General features: G+C 41.5%; 13 protein-coding genes, 2 rRNA genes and 1 riboswitch. Of the genes, 6 read left to right on the top strand and 9 right to left on the bottom strand.

What is annotated here, in order from left to right; translation table 11 throughout:
- Positions 1-22: 22 nt before the first annotated feature.
- The 7 genes from F986_RS05830 to F986_RS05800 all read right to left on the bottom strand — a co-directional run bounded on the left by F986_RS05830 (position 23) and on the right by F986_RS05800 (position 7,724).
- Entirely contained in the window at positions 23-1,453 is a 1,431-nt protein-coding gene (locus F986_RS05830; protein ID WP_004693027.1) for a GGDEF domain-containing protein, read from the bottom strand.
- A gap of 256 nt (positions 1,454-1,709) precedes the next feature.
- Positions 1,710-1,937, bottom strand: coding sequence for a hypothetical protein (locus F986_RS05825; protein ID WP_004693026.1), 228 nt, complete (start codon positions 1,935-1,937; stop codon positions 1,710-1,712).
- Positions 1,938-2,119: 182 nt separating this feature from the next.
- The gene (locus F986_RS05820; protein WP_004693024.1) at positions 2,120-3,364 is read right to left on the bottom strand and encodes a D-amino acid dehydrogenase; all 1,245 of its coding nucleotides are present in this window, start codon (positions 3,362-3,364) and stop codon (positions 2,120-2,122) included.
- A 132-nt stretch (positions 3,365-3,496) separates the two neighbouring features.
- Positions 3,497-3,583: riboswitch (glycine riboswitch) on the bottom strand.
- 214 nt (positions 3,584-3,797) lie between these two features.
- Positions 3,798-4,535, bottom strand: coding sequence for a hypothetical protein (locus tag F986_RS05815; RefSeq protein WP_004693023.1), 738 nt, complete (start codon positions 4,533-4,535; stop codon positions 3,798-3,800).
- A gap of 543 nt (positions 4,536-5,078) precedes the next feature.
- A complete protein-coding gene (gene aroC, locus F986_RS05810; protein WP_004693021.1) occupies positions 5,079-6,170 on the bottom strand; it encodes a chorismate synthase in 1,092 nt (363 codons plus the stop codon).
- Between the two features lie 15 nt (positions 6,171-6,185).
- Positions 6,186-7,196, bottom strand: a complete 1,011-nt coding sequence (prmB, locus tag F986_RS05805) for a 50S ribosomal protein L3 N(5)-glutamine methyltransferase (RefSeq protein ID WP_026056415.1) — start codon at positions 7,194-7,196, stop codon at positions 6,186-6,188.
- Between the two features lie 105 nt (positions 7,197-7,301).
- Entirely contained in the window at positions 7,302-7,724 is a 423-nt protein-coding gene (locus F986_RS05800) for a lysozyme inhibitor LprI family protein (RefSeq protein WP_004693016.1), read from the bottom strand.
- A 193-nt stretch (positions 7,725-7,917) separates the two neighbouring features.
- Between F986_RS05800 and F986_RS05795 the strand changes: the two genes are divergently transcribed.
- The 6 genes from F986_RS05795 to F986_RS05770 all read left to right on the top strand — a co-directional run bounded on the left by F986_RS05795 (position 7,918) and on the right by F986_RS05770 (position 14,829).
- A complete protein-coding gene (locus tag F986_RS05795) occupies positions 7,918-8,223 on the top strand; it encodes a hypothetical protein (protein WP_004693014.1) in 306 nt (101 codons plus the stop codon).
- Between the two features lie 157 nt (positions 8,224-8,380).
- Positions 8,381-9,754: an ABC1 kinase family protein gene (locus F986_RS05790; RefSeq protein WP_004693012.1), complete on the top strand. Its 1,374-nt coding sequence runs from the start codon at positions 8,381-8,383 to the stop codon at positions 9,752-9,754.
- Between the two features lie 231 nt (positions 9,755-9,985).
- Complete coding sequence (locus tag F986_RS05785; RefSeq protein WP_171057603.1) at positions 9,986-11,272, top strand: acyl-CoA dehydrogenase family protein; 1,287 nt, start codon at positions 9,986-9,988, stop codon at positions 11,270-11,272.
- Between the two features lie 17 nt (positions 11,273-11,289).
- Entirely contained in the window at positions 11,290-12,489 is a 1,200-nt protein-coding gene (locus tag F986_RS05780) for an acyl-CoA dehydrogenase family protein (RefSeq protein ID WP_004693009.1), read from the top strand.
- Positions 12,490-12,705: 216 nt separating this feature from the next.
- Positions 12,706-13,668 (top strand): IS30-like element IS18 family transposase, encoded by a 963-nt coding sequence (locus F986_RS05775; RefSeq protein ID WP_004691346.1) that lies wholly within the window; start codon positions 12,706-12,708, stop codon positions 13,666-13,668.
- Between the two features lie 597 nt (positions 13,669-14,265).
- Positions 14,266-14,829 carry a lytic transglycosylase domain-containing protein gene (locus F986_RS05770; protein WP_004693006.1) on the top strand — a complete coding sequence of 188 codons (564 nt, stop codon included), beginning with the start codon at positions 14,266-14,268 and terminating at the stop codon, positions 14,827-14,829.
- Between the two features lie 159 nt (positions 14,830-14,988).
- Here F986_RS05770 and rrf read toward each other — a convergent pair.
- Positions 14,989-15,103 (bottom strand): 5S ribosomal RNA (gene rrf, locus F986_RS05765).
- 238 nt (positions 15,104-15,341) lie between these two features.
- Positions 15,342-18,235: ribosomal RNA gene (locus F986_RS05760) — 23S ribosomal RNA — on the bottom strand.
- Positions 18,236-18,270: the final 35 nt, after the last annotated feature.

Here is an 18,270-nt window from a genome sequence, read left to right as displayed (position 1 = left end):
TATACTTTTACTAAATTTTAACCTATGAGGCAAGTTGTACTTGGTTGCGTCCTAAAGTTTTGGCTTGATATAGCGCCCGATCAGCGCGATTTAACAAGCTCTGTAGGCTATTTTTCGTTGGTAGAACTTGGTGCACCACACCAAGGCTCACCGTCATGCTCAAAACCGCATGCGCCACTTGCGTTTTTGAAGTAGCGACAGCACGGCAGATACGTTCCGCAATGATTTGTGATTCAACTTCAGTGGTATTATTTAACACCACCACAAATTCTTCACCGCCCATACGTGCAAATAAATCCTGTTCACGCAAATTACTTTTCACCGTCGTGGCAAAGCTTTGTAGCAATACATCACCAATATAATGACCATATTGATCGTTCATTTTCTTGAAATGATCAATATCTAGCACAATGATACTCATCGATTTAACCAGATTTTCCTTCAATAGGTTTTCAGTTTGAGTGAAGAAAAAACGGCGATTTCCCACATGAGTTAAGGGATCGTGGTTGGCCAGATAGAGCACTTCTTTATACAAATCATGACGATTTCGACTCACAATACATAAAAGCAAAGGTGCAATCATCAGCATACACAGCCCTATACGCACGGAAATAGAACTGGCCAAGAAGTTATCTGCCGTACGTGAAATATAATAGGTCGTTAAACTATGGTAAGTCACAAAACAAACTAAGCTGTTAATAATACTCACATAAAATAAGTTATAACTCAAAGCCGCCCAAATCAGCCCTGCTAAAGGGAAAAGTAAGGCACCTGGACCAAAGAAAAGATGAGTACATGCCACAGAGATTAAAACTGAGAGTAAGGGTAAAACATCGACAAACTGGGTTTCACACTGTCTACGGTTATTCCAAAGATACTTTAATTTCTTCGCTGCCGGAAAGGTCAACATGAGGGGTAAAAGTGAAATACAATTTAGCACTTCCCCCGTCCACCAAATATAAAACTCAGCCCACAGGTCTTGCGTGCTCATAAAGGTGTGTGGCATATACGGAACGACCGCAACGGCAAATATCGCGCTGGAAAAACACCCAAGAAAAGCACAAACCAAGAAAAGATAAAGAAAATTTAAACCTTTGTTATATGCACGATAGTCAATTTGTAAATAATGGATAAAAAATAATGAAACGCCTACTGTCATAAAATTGGCGATCGTTAAAGCCAAAGTCAGCTCAAGATGATTCCCTGTGACTAAGTCTGCCGACATATAACCAATAAAAGCGCCAAACCAACCACCGACATTTCTGAGTGGCTTAAACCGTAAAAATAAGCCGATCAGTACAGCATTGGCAGGCCAAAAATAGGCGAAATATGCAATCGGTCGAGTGAAAATACCAAGCAAGCAGCAGACAAAAATCACCGCAGCAACAATCAAACATGCTCGGCCATGCTGTTTAAAATTCAACGATACTTCTGTGAGCTTAACTGCGTACAAAATATTCCCTCATTTTTACATGAGTTATGATTAAACATCATGTTTTCTACTGTCCATTTGCTTGCAAACGATGCATTGATGGAAACCATCACAGATTGACAATATTTACTAAATAAACTCTATCGATTGTTCGTTATGGTTTCAATATGATTTTTTGATTTATATCCTGAATCTAGATATTTACGATTAAATGCTGATTTCACTCTCATCCATAAAAAAAAGCCTCCGCATCGGGAGGCTTTTATTATCTTTGGACTTATTTCGCTTCAGAAGCTGCCGCTGGTGCTGATGCACCTGCTTCTTCAGACTCTAAAGGTGCAGCATCAATCATCTCTGGACTAACTTCAATATTGGTTACTGGTGTTTCAGCCGCTGAACTTTCCACTGGCGTTTGTTCAGTCTCTTGTTTTTTGTCACTACACGCAGCAAGCGACAGCATTGTTGCAGAAGCTAAAACCACCAAAGCCATTTTCATGTTAATCATTATTCACCTTCACATTAGTCATCAATTGCTTGAAACAATACTACTTATTTTTGCTCAAGTTTAAAGTATTCATTTGTGAGCAATCTTTTGAAATTAAGGCAGAATTATAACATCATTAAACAGAAATAATAAAAACAAGCTCGAAGCAAACTTGTTTTTATCTATCCAAGAATGCACTCGAATTAAACAGGATACGCTGTCGCGACTTCCTGACTAATCATTGCCGCAGTTGCTGCAGATAGCGTCCAACCTAAGTGCCCATGTCCTGTATTAAAGAACACACGTTCTAGCTTTCCACGGCGAACTACAGGCATCATATTCGGCATCATGGGGCGAAGACCTGCCCAAGGCACCGCATGCTCTGTCGAGACTTTAAAGTTGCGATTGGTCCAGTCAACAAGAGGTTGAATCCGATCTGCCCGGATATCACGGTTATAGCCATTAAACTCAGCAGTGCCCGCAACACGGAAACGATCTTTACCTAAACGTGAAGTTACAATTTTCGCACTTTCATCCAGCAAACTCACCCACGGCGCATTTTGCTGGCTTTCTTCGTCATTTAACATCACCGTAATCGAATATCCCTTTACAGGATAAACATTGACGCGTTCTTGGACCAATTCAGCCAATTGATAGCTACCCACCCCTGCACAAACCACAACAGCATCGGCAGCCAACATTTCCACTTCATTTGGAAGCAGTTCAACATTCTCTGAACTTGGCTGTAACTTTACTTCAACACCTGAAGTTAAATGTTCGATATCTGTCACATCCATACCAAAACGATACTTCACACCTAACTTTTTGGTGACTTCAGCCAAACCTGTGGTGTACTTATGAATATCACCCGTCGCATCGCCTTCACAATAGAATCCAGCATAATAATCGCCGGTCAGTGTCGGCTCAATTTGCTTAATTTCTTCATTGCTTACGCCGCAACGTTCAAGTCCACCTTTATTGAGTAAATCATTGACTCGGATGGCAACATCATAATCTTGTTTATTATGATAAAAATGCAAAATACCACGTTTTTCTAAATTGAAGTCGATTGACTCTTTATCCGCAATTTCGAACAAGCGCTGACGAGCCAATAAAGCCAAACGTACTGTTTCGTGGGTATTAGCCTCATAATGTTTAATATTGCCCAGAAATTCCATCAGCCATGCATATTTATGCACACTAAACGCAGGATTGAGCAATAAAGGGGCAGATTTTTGAGACATCCATTTCATGCCTTTCAGCACTGTCGATTTTTGGTTCCAAACTTCCGCATTACATGCAGACAGTTGTCCACCATTTGCAAAAGAAGTTTCCATCGCAGGAAATAAATGACGATCAACAACGGTCACTTGATAACCAAGTAAGCTTAATTCATATGCAGTTGTGACGCCTGTAATTCCAGCACCAATGACAACGACATGACACATAGACACCTCCTTTTTATTGTTTGATGTCAACCCCATCTGTCATGTGTACCTGAGAGCTTCGACCTAAAACATCCCTTGACGTTTTAAACCATCCCCTTCGGTGAGTGATTGAACACTTCTCTCCAGAGTTTTTTCATTATTACAGTCCTTTTGCCTGAGAGTTTCCGGGGTCGTTGCTCCTTCGGCGAATGCAGAACATTTCTCTCCTGCAATAATGCTTATTATTCTATGAGCAATTTATATACCATGTAATCACCCGATTGGAAACTGCTCTTAAAGTATTATCTTTCGTTTATTTTTATAGAGCACAACCTCAGCTTAGGGCAAGCATTGCACTATACTGATCAAAATAACACTGTTACTGCTTTAAAATAGGACATATCTATCGCACATCTGAGCTATCCTTAGGTCATCTAAACATCTTTGAGCATGGTTACGGTCTATACTCTTCGGATGCTTCATTCTGTTTCTCTCCTGTATTAAAAGAATGAATGAGTTGTTCTGCATTTTGATAAATTTCTTGCCAATGCGGCAGTAACTCACTATGAAATTTTATAGTGATATAACTCGTATTAAACCCATAATTGGGCTGATGTGTATTAAATTCACAACTTGTTGCACCATCCTTAAAATAAAGACATACAATAGTTAGGCTTACCCCTTTACCTTTACGCTCCTGCCAATACACCCTTTTTCCAACACCGTCATCACTTTTTACCTCTATTTCATAGAGCCCTAAATCTGAGTTAAATGTTTTTGTTTCATCTACCCATATTTCACTCACCTCTTCTCCACTAGAAGAAAACATTCCTTTTCTTAATTTTCTTTTTAACTGACCAAAATAATTAAAGAAGTCTTTACTTCCCCACTCCTCTTTCCAAACGGAACGTTGGTTTAATGCGATTTTGATCACATCTTTATTTTCAGAATCTAGTTTAAAGCCTTCTCTAGATGCTTTCATTTCAGGCCATTTCACTTTCAAAGCAATACTTTGAATTTGATCATCACAGCCTTTAGCCTCGTGTTCTTCTTCGATATTTTTCCCCCAATAATTCACACCTTGATAAGTCACTCTGCCATAATATAAATACTGCTTATCAATGAGCATGTGCCGATCACCAAATTTTCCACAAGCATATAAGCGCGCTTTAACTTTTTCAGGGTCATGCATACTGTCATAGCCGTATATCAACAATGAAATAACCAAAACTGTGAGTAGTGATAAAAATATAATGGTGCCTCGTCTGACTGTGCTTATTTTTTATTCATCCCCATTCCTTCTTATTTAAAAAAATCAAATATCTAAATGACTTAACCCGAATCGCGGATAAAAAGTTGACTTGAACAAGAGAAGGTCTAGAGCCATTCGTTGAGTTAACACACTAAACTTACGACGCTAGCCCTTATGTTCCTTGTGCCATATACGGCTCATCCCCAATTATTCTGTGTTATTGATGATTTCTTTCAGAAATGAGAAAGACTCGAACTCTAAATTTGTTTACTCAGTAAGAGCAAATGAAGATGAATCAAAGGTTGTCCTACATTGGCACTTAATAGGTAAGATGCCGTTTTCTGAGTATCGTGATAACCATAACGTGCATAATATGCCAACAACTCTTTTCTTACATTTAAGATTAGCTTTCATACGCAAATAAAAAAAGTCAGACCGAAGTCTGACTTTAATGTCTATTCTCTTAAATATAAAGAGAATTTTCTAGTATTCAATCGGTACAAATGGTGCAACGACGTCTGCATTTTGAGCACGATGACGCAGAAAGTGATCCATTAAAACAATCGCAAGCATTGCTTCTGCAATCGGAGCCGCACGCACACCCACACAAGGGTCATGACGACCTTTAGTTAATACGTCAGTATCTTCACGATTAATATTGATGGTTTTACCCGGTGTGGTAATAGATGCTGTTGGTTTAAGAGCAATGGCCACACGAATGGTTTGACCACTCGAAATACCGCCCAAGATACCCCCTGCATGGTTCGCAAGGAAGCCATCAGTGGTTAACTCATCACGGCTCTCATGTCCAAACTGACCAGCAACGGCAAAACCATCACCAATCTCAACCCCTTTGACCGCGTTAATAGACATCATGGCATGGGCAATGTCAGCATCTAGACGGTCAAAAACAGGCTCACCCCAACCTACAGGCACTTTTTCAGCCAAAATTTCAAGCTTTGCGCCGCAACTGGTACCTTGTTCACGCAATGAAGTCACCAGTGCTTCAAAACGCGGTACGGCATCGACATCGCCACAGAAAAATGGATTATTAGGTACTTCATTCCAATCCAATTTTTCCGCAATTTCAGTCCCAATTTGGGTCACATGACCACGAATTAAAATACCAAACTTTTCAGCCAAGTATTTTTTCGCAATTGCACCCGCAGCCACACGCATAGCTGTTTCACGCGCACTTGAACGACCACCGCCACGGTAATCACGGAAACCGTACTTTTGTGTATAAGTATAGTCTGCATGTCCCGGACGGAAGCTTTGTGCAATATTGCCGTAATCTTTGGATTTTTGATCGGTGTTACGGATCAATAAACCAATTGGTGTGCCTGTTGTTTTACCTTCAAACACACCTGAAATGATTTCAACTTCATCAGGTTCTTTGCGCTGCGTCGCAAATTTAGAAGTGCCCGGCTTACGACGGTCTAAATCTTTTTGTAAATCGTCTGCTGTAAGCTCAAGGCCCGGTGGAATACCATCCACAATCGCCATTAAGCCTACACCATGAGATTCACCACAAGTCGTTACACGGAAGAGTTGCCCTATACTATTACCTGCCATGTCTAACGACTCCTTTTATGCTTGAACAGATTGAATGAATAAATCACGGAATTGACGGCATTGAGCCGCAGTCAATGCAAAGATTCCTGTACCGCCTTTTTGGAACTGTAACCAGTAAAAATCAACAGTATTAAAGTTTTGGCGCATTGCCCATTCAGAATTACCCACTTCAATCACGATGAGACCGTCTTCAGTTAAGTAATCTGGCGCTTGAGCTAACATTTTACGAACCAAATCTAAGCCATCTTGACCTGCCGCCAATGCCAATTCTGGCTCATGGTGGAATTCTTCAGGTAAATCTGCCATGTCTTCAGCGTCCACATAAGGTGGGTTCGACACGATAAGATCATATTGATTTTCAGCAGGAATTTTGGAGAACAGGTCAGACTCAAGTAAAGCCACTTGATACTGTTTGTCGTGGTGTTCCGAGTTAATTTGAGCCACTTCTAAAGCTTCTTTAGAAATATCCGTTGCATCTACTTCGGCATCTGGGTACGCATAAGCCAAAGCAATCGCGATACAACCTGAACCCGTGCACATATCTAAAATACGTTGTGGCGTTTTCGGATTTGGGTTTTCTGGCAAGTTATTGACTGCTTCACCCATTTGGCCATTTTCACCTAAGCAATAAGGTGCAAAACGGTTTTGAATCAGTTCTGCAATCGGTGAACGTGGAATCAGTACACGTTCGTCGACATAATATGGTTTGCCATCAAAATATGCCAAATTAAGCAAATATGAAGTCGGTACTTTTTCATTAATACGACGTTCTAATAAGCTTAAAACTTCTGCTTTTTCGCTTGGTAGTAGCTTCGACTCTAAGATTTCAGCATCTGCATTCCAATCTAAAGATAAAGTCTGTAACACCAACGCTGAACTTTCAGCAAAATAGTCTTCTGTACCTTGACCTAAATGTGCATCGTATTGACGTAATGCTGTCACTCCAAAACGGATAAAATCACGAATTGTGCTTAAGTTTTCAGCGGCTTCCTGTATATGTTCAGGGCTAATAGTCGGGCGATCCACTAAAGGCGTCTCCAAGGTCATAATAAAAACGCCTTATGATACCCTGTTTTTCTATGATTTATAATGTTTTGATGCACAGCAAACACATTTTCATACGCTTTGCTCTTATTTGCTTATACGGCCTGTACGTGCTTCATACATATCTGCACGGGTTTGCGTCATTTGCATCAGACACGAAATACGCTGTAATTCAGTCTTTTCATTTTTCACGATAGGTTTGTTATTACAAATCTGATCACGCTGCGCCAGCCATTGCTGATGAGACTGTTTAACCAGTCCTTGCTCTTCTGCAGGAGCCTTCGCTAAATACGGCTTAAATACTTTCTTTAAGCGTTTCTTTTGTGCTTTATATTCTTTACTCATGCATGCATCAATTTCACTCAACACATTGCCAGTTTGCTTCATGCATGCTTCATATTTTTTAGTTGGGCCCATTGCATAGGCTGAACCACTGAACAATCCCACAACAAGCAACGCACTAAATATTTGTTTCAATTCCTTTCCCCAAAGCAAATTTTCTTCATTCATTTTTTAATCTAGTCATTCACAACATCTACGTGCTGTAGCGCTTTAATATAACATCCTATTTTGTATGAACATACTAGCCCCCTATAAAATTTCCACTGCACAGCTTTTTACATGAACTCACAGGCTTTGCATTGAAACCTAATCAAACAGCCTTATTATAAAGTGAGTTCTTCTGCCAATATTCCCCAAACTTATGAGTTATAAACACAACAATTTAATGGCGATGCGTGAACGCTATTGGAATGACACCGAAAACAATCATGTCGACACTGAAAAAGCCTATTTCCAGAAGCTGTTGCAACAGCAAGGGATCTATGAATGTGCAACCCTTGAAGATGCTCGATACTTCTTTTTTAGCCTACCGAGCATCATCATTGTTAAAGGTTATGCACATGGATTTATGCACCAACCGGTACAAGAAATGATCCTCCAACACATACAAATGCATAAAGATGAATTGATTCAGAAAAATACCCTTAAAGTAAAATTTCGCATGTAACAATCCCGATTAGGCTGTATTTAGATGGTTGCTTAACACTTATGGCCTTTTTTAACTCGAGATTCAGCAAGTTGAACTTTTTTAATACGTGAATACACGATATTATCCGTTACAATCTAAAATGCTGCCCTTGCTGATGAAAGGATTTTACTGAATTATGTCAGATCACAACGATAAGCTTAAACAACTGAAAACCTCCTCTATGGATCGTCGTTTATCGATTGCCAAAGCTTCGTTGCTTGCTGGAACACGTTGGGCTGCGTCTAATGCGACAACTATGTTTTCTAGCGAAGAAGAAAAAGAAAAGAAACGCAAAAAAGCAATGAAAGAACAGGCCGATTATCTTGTTTCTGAAATAGGCAAACTTAAAGGTTCTATCGTCAAAATTGGCCAAATGATGGCGCTTTATGGTGAACACTTTCTACCTGAAGAAATCACGCAAGCCTTAAATACGTTAAATAATCAAACGGTCGCTTTAGCGTGGCCTGCGATTAAACAGCAACTACACAGCCAATTGGGTTCTAAGCTAGATGATTTGACCATCGATCATGAGCCACTGGGCACTGCATCACTGGCACAAGTCCACCGTGCAACGCGTAAGTCTGATGGTTTAGAGATGGTATTGAAAATTCAATATCCAGGCGTTGCTGAAGCCATTGACTCAGACATGAGTCTATTCAAAAACATGCTTAAACTGACACGAATGGTTCCGCAAACACGCGAGTTCGACCAATGGTTCGATGAAGTTCGTGAGATGATGCACCGTGAAGTCAATTATAAAATTGAGGCTGCAACCACACGCCGCTTTGCTGCTCGCTTAAAAGAAGACCCTCGCTACATCGTGCCACAAATTATAGATGGCTACTGCACAGACCAAGTATTGTGTATGACATTTGAACGTGGCGTGCCGATTAACAGCCCTGTCATGCTGTCTCTGCCGCAAGAACGTCGCAACAAACTTGGCGAAGCATCGCTTGAAATTGCGGTACGCGAGATTTTTGAATGGGGTGAAATGCAGACCGATCCGAACTTTGGTAATTACCTCGTTCGCTTAGGTAATGGCAATGATATCTTGGATAAAATCGTTCTACTTGACTTTGGTGCAATCCGACAGTTTGATGAACACTTACTTGGTGTTGCACGCAAGCTCATTCATGCTGGGTTTAATCATAGTAGTGAAGAAATGGTTCAAGCAATGACAGGCTATGAGTTTTTCGACTCTATCCCTCAAAGCATTAAACCGGATATGGCTAAAGTCTTCTTACTTGCAACTGAAGCATTCAGCAGCCCAAGCAACAACCCAGACTTACCTGCTGGTGTTATGGATGAACACTTTGCTTATGACTGGAAAGCAAGCCAACTTCATAGCCGTGTAATGCAGCAAGCTTCAAAGTCGATGGCGTCTCGTTATTTCAGTGTTCCACCCAAAGAGTTTATGTTTATCAGCCGTAAATTCATTGGTGCTTATACCTTTATGACTGTGATTGAAGCGAAAACCAATGTTCGTGCAATGGTGAAAAAGTTTATCTAAAGGCTCATTGACCAAAATGACGCGATGTCATTTTAGTCAATTGATCAATAAATTTAATTTCTAACGATTCAACAAAAATATTTAAAAACAAAAGATTAGAGAAATTTAAAGCATACAACCTACCGTTTATCTTTGACAATACATCATGTCAGCGATGACATAGTTATTCGTGTGCCGCTATGTCAGCATACAACCACAGAATAATTCTGCTGGATGAAAATAATGACAAATATGGTAAATAAGGCGCAGGGATTTGGCTTATCACTGATCACAAAAATGGCAAGTAGCGACGTACTTGACCAATTAAAACTTAGAAAATTTGTGGAGAAATCGCTATATCAAGGCTCAAAAGCGGGCTATAAGACTTTATCAAAAACACAAAAAGCCTTTAAAGCCAATAAGGATCTGCATAAACAGCGACTCAATAATCAAGAAAAATCATTGTTTGATCTGAGCTATTCTGAAGATCAGCAAATGACCATCGACACCATGTCACAGTTTGCCGCCGATATACTTTACCCATTAGCCGCAAGTGCCGATCAAAATGAAACTTTTCCAACAGAACTTTGGCAATATATCGAAGAGCTAGGTCTGAACTTTTATGCTTTGCCTGAGGCACTCGGTGGTGTCGCTGCTGAGAAAAATATTCTGAGTAATGTGCTTATCGCGGAGCATCTGGCCAAAGGTGACTTTAGTTTAGCCGCGGGTATGCTCTCTACCTTTAGTGTAATTAATGCCATTACGCAATGGGGTTCGGAGCAAGTACAAGCTTTATATTTAAACAGTTTTGCGCAAGACAGTAGCATTCGCGCTAGCTTTGCAATTCAAGAAGTTACGCCTGCTTTTAATCCTTACCAGTTAAAAACCAAAGCCATTTCACGTGATGGTCAATATTTTATTCAAGGTGAAAAGACACTGGTACTATTGGCTGAAAGTGCAGATATTTTCCTTGTCAGTGCTGAACTTAATGCTCAAACTGAAGTTTTTATTCTCAGACGGGATGAAAGTATTCAGTTTAAAAAATCTCCCGCTATGGGGCTCAAAGCAACGGAAACAGCAACTTTAATTTTTAATCAAACCCCTGCTTTACGCTTAGGTGATGAAGATTTCAACTACACGGCATTTTTAGACCTCGGCAATTTAATGTGGTGTTCAATGGCGGTCGGCACATGTGAGGCGGTCAAAAAATATTGTATTGAATATGCCAATGAACGTACCGCCTTTGGTGAACCCATTTCACATCGTCAAAGTGTTGCTTTTATGATTGCCGATATGGCCATTGAAATTGATGCAATGCGTATGCTCATTCTAAATGCCGCAAGTCTAGCTGAATCTGGGCAGACATTTCACCGTGAAGCCTATTTAGCACGCTTACTTTGTGCCGAAAAAGCCATGAAAATTGGCACCGATGGTGTACAGATTTTAGGTGGGCACGGATTCACCAAAGAACACCCTGTTGAGCGTTGGTATCGTGATTTACGTGCAACAGCGATTGTTCACTCTGGTCTACATGCATAATAAAAAGGAAAATTGGCATGAATTTACAAAACCCTAAAAAATTTAAATTACTGATTGATCAAGCCCACCAAGTGGCCATCAATGTACTTCGCCCTATCTCCCGAAAATACGACAAAGCTGAACACAGCTATCCTAAAGAACTGGATATGTTGGCATCTTTAGTCGATGGTATGAATGAAGGCGGTGAAGGTATGAACGCAGGGGCCGCTGTCGGCAAGCGAGGTACCAATGAACAAGGTAATAAAAATGGAGTGAATCTCTCTACCGCTTTAAGTGTAATTGAAATGTGTTATGGAGATACCGCTTTACTCCTATCAATGCCCCGTCAAGGGCTGGGAAACTCAGCAATTGCAGCTGTTGCCAATGAAGAGCAATTACAACGCTTCAAAAACACATGGGCAGCCATGGCAATCACTGAACCAAACTGTGGCTCGGACTCTGCTGCTATTCGCACCACAGCAACAAAAGATGGTGAAGATTACATCTTAAATGGTGAAAAGATTTTCGTGACTTCAGGTGACCGTGCCGACGCTATCGTCGTTTGGGCAACTCTGGATAAAAAATTAGGTCGTTCAGCCATCAAATCTTTTGTGATTCCTAAAGGAACTGCTGGTATGACAGTAGAACGTTTAGAACATAAGCTAGGAATCAAAGCCTCTGATACCGCAGTTATTCGTTTAATCGACTGCCGTGTGCCAGCCAATAACTTACTAGGAAATGCGGAAATTAACATTGCTAAAGGCTTTGCTGGCGTGATGGAAACTTTTGATAATACTCGTCCGCTCGTTGCAGCGATGGCTCTAGGCTGTGCCAAGGCCTCACTAGAACGCATTAAAGAGATCTTCAGCGATTGTTTAGATCCTCAATATATGGCCCCATACTTACAGACGACTCATATTGCGAGCCAAATTTATCGCATGGAAGCCGAATGGGAAGCAGCTCGTTTACTGACCTTAAAAGCCGCCTGGATGGCAGATAACAAAAAGCCAAACTCAAAAGAAGCCTCCATCTCCAAAGCCAAAGCTGGTCGAATTTGTAATGAAATTACCCTTAAGTGCGTCGAACTTGCCTCAACAGTAGGCTACAACGAAGATGAGCTTTTAGAAAAATGGGCAAGAGATTCTAAAATTCTAGATATTTTTGAAGGTACGCAACAAATTCAGCAACTCATCATTGCACGCCGTGAACTCGGAAAGTCATCAAGCGAATTGAAATAAATTAAAAAATCCCTTTCGGACATGTTGAAGCCATGGTTTCTCTAAATAAAGAATCATGGCTTCACATTGAAAGTAATGTAAATAAGAAAGCGTTGGACTTAGATTCATGCTACGCAGATTCAAATCCCAAGTGCAACACATTTGTAGTTAGTTGAAAAAGTTAGGTGTATTCATAGAATCATTAGACTTTTTCAACTCGTAATTGGAAAGCACACAATGAAGAAATACACCCAACTTTCTCAAGATGAAAGATACGAAATTTATGCTACTTTGAAAAGTAAAAGTTCAATCGCTACCCTTGCTCGGGAATTAGGACGTTCACGATCAACCATCTACCGTGAATTAAAAAGAAATACTGGGCAACGTGGATATAGAGCTCAACAGGCAGCTAAATTTGCAAGTCAAAGACGGTACCGTCCTTCATCATCAATGACAGCATTTGCCTTCGCTTATATTGATTATTTGATTGGTTTGGACTGGTCACCCGAACAAATTTCAGGTGCTTTAACACAACGCGGTTGGCTGGATGTACCTTCACATGAGTGGATTTACCAGTACATTTATCAAGATAAATCAAAAGGCGGTAAACTTCATCTACATTTAAGGCATCAGAAGAAATATCGAAAACGCGGTTACAAAAACACGGATCGTAGGGGTCAAATCATTGATAAAACAAGTATTCACTGCCGACACCAGGTCATTGATCAACGACAACGTTTAGGAGATTTCGAAGGTGACACGGTGATTGGTAAACATCATAAAGGTGCTTTATTGACTCTCGTTGATCGAAAGAGCCTGTATGTACATATTGTTCATTTAGGGCCAACAAGAGCATCCTCTCAAACGATTACTTGTGCATTAGATCGTTTACAAATGAGCCATGCTTATAGTGTGACATTTGATAATGGCAAAGAATTTTCCGAACACAAAAGAATTACTGATGCTGGCATAGAGACGTATTTTGCTGATCCTTACAAGTCTATTCAGCGAGCTAGAAATGAAAATACGAATGGTTTAATCCGTCAATATCTGCCAAAATCATCATCGTTTGATGGCGTGTCAAACGAACAAATAGAGCAGATAGAATTTGCACTCAACCATCGTCCTAGAAAAACACTAGGTTGGTATACACCGAGTGAAGTTATGGCTGGTTTTTATACTGTTGCACTTGCCGCTTGAATCCGCCCTATCTAACAACGGCTGAACTTATTTGTTGGGCTTCAAAAAACGTATCGCTATCACAGAATTTAGATTTATTGAGTAAATTTAATATTAGATAAATGTTTTTAATTTTTTATGTATCTCCACTCTATTTTTAAACATTATCGATGAGCATCATAAAACAAATATTCAATACTGTTTTCCATATGTGAGAAATACCCTTTTTTGAAATTTGAAACTTTTTATAAGTCCTCAGTCATGTCTTTACATTAGGCCTTATATCCTCATAATTTCAAACTTAATATTTGGAGAATAGCAAGTCTTACCAATGTAGATACTGCTTAGGCTATTTGCTATAAGCAAGAGGAATTTCTTTGACTTGTCCATGCAATCACCTATAAAGAAGCTAAATACGATGGGTTTATATGACAAAACTATCTTTGCAAGCGGGTCTACTCACAGCATAAAATCTAGGATTTCGATTAATCACCTCTATTTAGCTTAAATAAAGTACGGATTTAACAAAACCATAAAATAGTCCCTTCTGTCTCAACTTGACTGTAATTGCACAGCTCAATATGATCTTCTCAGACATTATACCAATGGATATACAGTTTGCTGAATTATCAACGATACTTGCCAACATCTCATATTAAAGCTAAATCTGTTTTAGTTTTAACAACAACTTTTTTAATATTTACTGGTTGTGCATCACTTGGTGGCGGTTCCGTTGAAAAGCGTTCAGCAAAATTAGCCAATGGCATTCAAAAGGCATATGCTGTTGAACCAACTACAGCACTACGTATTGCACCCATGATTGTACAAAGTGCCGATCGCTATAATGTCGATCCATTATTAGTTGCAGCGGTCATAAGGCAAGAGTCTAGCTATAGAAATTATGCTGTTTCCCCTGCTGGTGCTATTGGACTTACTCAAGTTATCCCACGCTATTGGCAACAAACCTGCTCTGGCGATTTATTTGAAGAAGTTAATAATATTAATTGTGGTACGTATATTCTTGCCAACTATAACCAGAAAGCAGAAAGTTGGCCCAAAGCTTTGGCTTATTATAATGTCGGTCCAACAGGCTACCATTCGAGTTGGAAAATGAAGCGTCAAGGTAAGAAATACGCCAAACAGGTTAAAGCACATCAAGAAACGTTAAAAGGTGCTCTGTGACCTTTTTAAATATGACATAAAAGTCAGAAAATGCTGGCTTTTTACCATTTATATAGATACATATTCTCGGCTCTTCACTTTTTTCTCATTTATATTATTTAACCTTCCAGCATAAAAAAATCCCCCTAACTATTAAGTTAGGGGGATTTTGAATTAATGAGCTGGCGATGACTTACTCTCACATGGATAACTCCACACTACCATCAGCGCTAAGAGGTTTCACTTCTGAGTTCGGGAAGGGATCAGGTGGTTCACTCTTGCTATTGTCGCCAGCACAACTGTTTATGACTATTCGTTGGGTCTTATTTACACATTGTGTATGCCTAACTTTCATCAAATGAGTTATTAACAGGTATATTTGAGTTGATTTTAACATAAAACATAGCTTTATGTCTTTCGCTCGGACAAACATAATTAATGTTTGTTTATTCCTCGCTCATGTATCTAGCTTTATAACTAAATCAAGTTGTTTGCAGTGATTTGAACCACAACACCAACTGTTTGGGTGTTGTATAGTCAAGCCTCACGAGCAATTAGTATTGGTCAGCTTCACATATCACTATGCTTCCACATCCAACCTATCAACGTCGTAGTCTTCAACGGCTCTTTAGAGGACATAAAGTCCTAGGGAAATCTTATCTTGAGGTAGGCTTCCCGCTTAGATGCTTTCAGCGGTTATCCCTTCCGAACATAGCTACCCGGCGATGCGACTGGCGTCACAACCGGTACACCAGAGGTTCGTCCACTCTGGTCCTCTCGTACTAGGAGCAGATCCTCTCAAATTTCCAACGCCCACGGTAGATAGGGACCGAACTGTCTCACGACGTTCTAAACCCAGCTCGCGTACCTCTTTAAATGGCGAACAGCCATACCCTTGGGACCTGCTTCAGCCCCAGGATGAGATGAGCCGACATCGAGGTGCCAAACACCGCCGTCGATATGAACTCTTGGGCGGTATCAGCCTGTTATCCCCAGAGTACCTTTTATCCGTTGAGCGATGGCCCTTCCATACAGAACCACCGGATCACTAAGACCTACTTTCGTACCTGCTCGACTTGTGGGTCTCGCAGTTAAGCGCGCTTTTGCCTTTATACTCTACGCGTGATTTCCGACCACGCTGAGCGCACCTTCGTACTCCTCCGTTACTCTTTAGGAGGAGACCGCCCCAGTCAAACTACCCACCAGACATGGTCCTCGTCCCGGATAACGGGACAGAGTTAGAACCTCAATATTACCAGGGTGGTATTTCAAGATTGGCTCCACCGAAACTAGCGTCTCGGCTTCAAAGCCTCCCACCTATCCTACACAAGTAAGATCAAAGTTCAATGTCAAGCTGCAGTAAAGGTTCACGGGGTCTTTCCGTCTAGCCGCGGGTACACCGCATCTTCACGGCGAATTCGATTTCACTGAGTCTCTGCTGGAGACAGCGCCCCCATCATTATGCCATTCGTGCAGGTCGGAACTTACCCGACAAGGAATTTCGCTACCTTAGGACCGTTATAGTTACGGCCGCCGTTTACTGGGGCTTCGATCAAGAGCTTCGCTTACGCTAACCCCATCAATTAACCTTCCAGCACCGGGCAGGCATCACACCCTATACGTCCACTTTCGTGTTTGCAGAGTGCTATGTTTTTAATAAACAGTTGCAGGGGCCTGGTTTCTGTGGCTGCCAATAGCTCAAGGAGTAAATCCTATCACCGTCGGCAGCGTACCTTCTCCCGAAGTTACGGTACCATTTTGCCTAGTTCCTTCAGCAGAGTTCTCTCAAGCGCTTTGGTCTACTCGACCTGACCACCTGTGTCGGTTTCGGGTACGATTCCTATGTAACTGAAGCTTAGAGACTTTTCCTGGAAGCATGGTATCAGCCACTTCACTGTACAAGTACAGCTTGCTATCAGTTCTCAGCATAGAGTACCCCGGATTTGCCTAAGATACATGCCTACAACCTTCCACCTGGACAACCAACGCCAGGCTGACTTAACCTTCTCCGTCCTCTCATCGCATTACATAGAAGTATTGGAATATTAACCAATTTCCCATCGACTACGCCTCTCGGCCTCGCCTTAGGGGTCGACTCACCCAGCCCCGATTAACGTTGGACTGGAACCCTTGGTCTTTCAGCGTGCGAGTTTTTCACTCGCATTGTCGTTACTCACGTCAGCATTCGCACTTCTGATACCTCCAGCATACTTCTCAATACACCTTCATCGGCTTACAGAACGCTCCCCTACCACTTGCAATAAATTGCAAATCCGCAGCTTCGGCATATAGTTTTAGCCCCGTTACATCTTCCGCGCAGGCCGACTCGACTAGTGAGCTATTACGCTTTCTTTAAAGGGTGGCTGCTTCTAAGCCAACCTCCTAGCTGTCTATGCCTTCCCACATCGTTTCCCACTTAACTATAATTTTAGGGCCTTAGCTGGCGGTCTGGATTGTTTTCCTCTTGACTACGGACGTTAGCACCCGCAGTCTGTCTCCCGGATAGTACTCATTGGTATTCGGAGTTTGCATCGGTTTGGTAAGTCGGGATGACCCCCTAGCCGAAACAGTGCTCTACCCCCAATGGTATTCGTCCGAGGCGCTACCTAAATAGCTTTCGGGGAGAACCAGCTATCACCGAGTTTGATTAGCCTTTCACCCCTATCCACAAGTCATCCCCTGGCTTTTCAACGACAGTGGGTTCGGTCCTCCAGTTAGTGTTACCCAACCTTCAACCTGCTCATGGATAGATCACCCGGTTTCGGGTCTACACCCAGCAACTAAACGCCCTATTAAGACTCGATTTCTCTACGGCTCCCCTATGCGGTTAACCTTGCTACTGAATGTAAGTCGCTGACCCATTATACAAAAGGTACGCAGTCACCGAACAAGTCGGCTCCCACTGCTTGTATGCATGCGGTTTCAGGATCTATTTCACTCCCCTCACAGGGGTTCTTTTCGCCTTTCCCTCACGGTACTGGTTCACTATCGGTCAGTCAGGAGTATTTAGCCTTGGAGGATGGTCCCCCCATATTCAGACAAGGTTTCACGTGCCCCGCCCTACTCGACATCATCATATAAGCCCTTTCGTGTACAGGACTATCACCCACTATGGTTGCACTTCCCAGAGCATTCCACTAGAACTTATATGACTTAATGGGCTTTTCCCCGTTCGCTCGCCGCTACTGAGGGAATCTCAATTGATTTCTTTTCCTAAGGGTACTGAGATGTTTCACTTCCCCTCGTTCGCCTCGTATGACTATGTATTCATCATACGATACCTGCCTTATGACAGGTGGGTTTCCCCATTCAGAAATCTCCGGATCACAGGATATTTGCCGCCTCCCCGGAGCTTATCGCAGGCTATTACGTCTTTCATCGCCTCTGACTGCCAAGGCATCCACCACATGCACTTAATTACTTGACTATACAACCCCAAACAGTCGATCGTTCCTACAAGTG

The sequence above is a fragment of the Acinetobacter johnsonii CIP 64.6 genome, from assembly GCF_000368045.1.
Classification (GTDB): Bacteria; Pseudomonadota; Gammaproteobacteria; order Pseudomonadales; family Moraxellaceae; genus Acinetobacter; species Acinetobacter johnsonii.
Note: the sequence above shows the minus strand (reverse complement) of the source record. Positions and strands in the feature narration are given on the sequence as shown.

Excerpts from the sequence above, each read along its gene's own strand:
- F986_RS05825 (WP_004693026.1), bottom strand. The coding sequence starts at position 1,937 with ATGATTAACATGAAAATGGCTTTGGTGGTTTTAGCTTCTGCAACAATG.
- F986_RS05820 (WP_004693024.1), bottom strand. The coding sequence starts at position 3,364 with ATGTGTCATGTCGTTGTCATTGGTGCTGGAATTACAGGCGTCACAACT.
- F986_RS05815 (WP_004693023.1), bottom strand. The coding sequence starts at position 4,535 with ATGCATGACCCTGAAAAAGTTAAAGCGCGCTTATATGCTTGTGGAAAA.
- aroC (WP_004693021.1), bottom strand. The coding sequence starts at position 6,170 with ATGGCAGGTAATAGTATAGGGCAACTCTTCCGTGTAACGACTTGTGGT.
- F986_RS05800 (WP_004693016.1), bottom strand. The coding sequence starts at position 7,724 with ATGAATGAAGAAAATTTGCTTTGGGGAAAGGAATTGAAACAAATATTT.
- F986_RS05795 (WP_004693014.1), top strand. The coding sequence starts at position 7,918 with ATGAGTTATAAACACAACAATTTAATGGCGATGCGTGAACGCTATTGG.
- F986_RS05790 (WP_004693012.1), top strand. The coding sequence starts at position 8,381 with ATGTCAGATCACAACGATAAGCTTAAACAACTGAAAACCTCCTCTATG.
- F986_RS05785 (WP_171057603.1), top strand. The coding sequence starts at position 9,986 with ATGGTAAATAAGGCGCAGGGATTTGGCTTATCACTGATCACAAAAATG.
- F986_RS05780 (WP_004693009.1), top strand. The coding sequence starts at position 11,290 with ATGAATTTACAAAACCCTAAAAAATTTAAATTACTGATTGATCAAGCC.
- F986_RS05775 (WP_004691346.1), top strand. The coding sequence starts at position 12,706 with ATGAAGAAATACACCCAACTTTCTCAAGATGAAAGATACGAAATTTAT.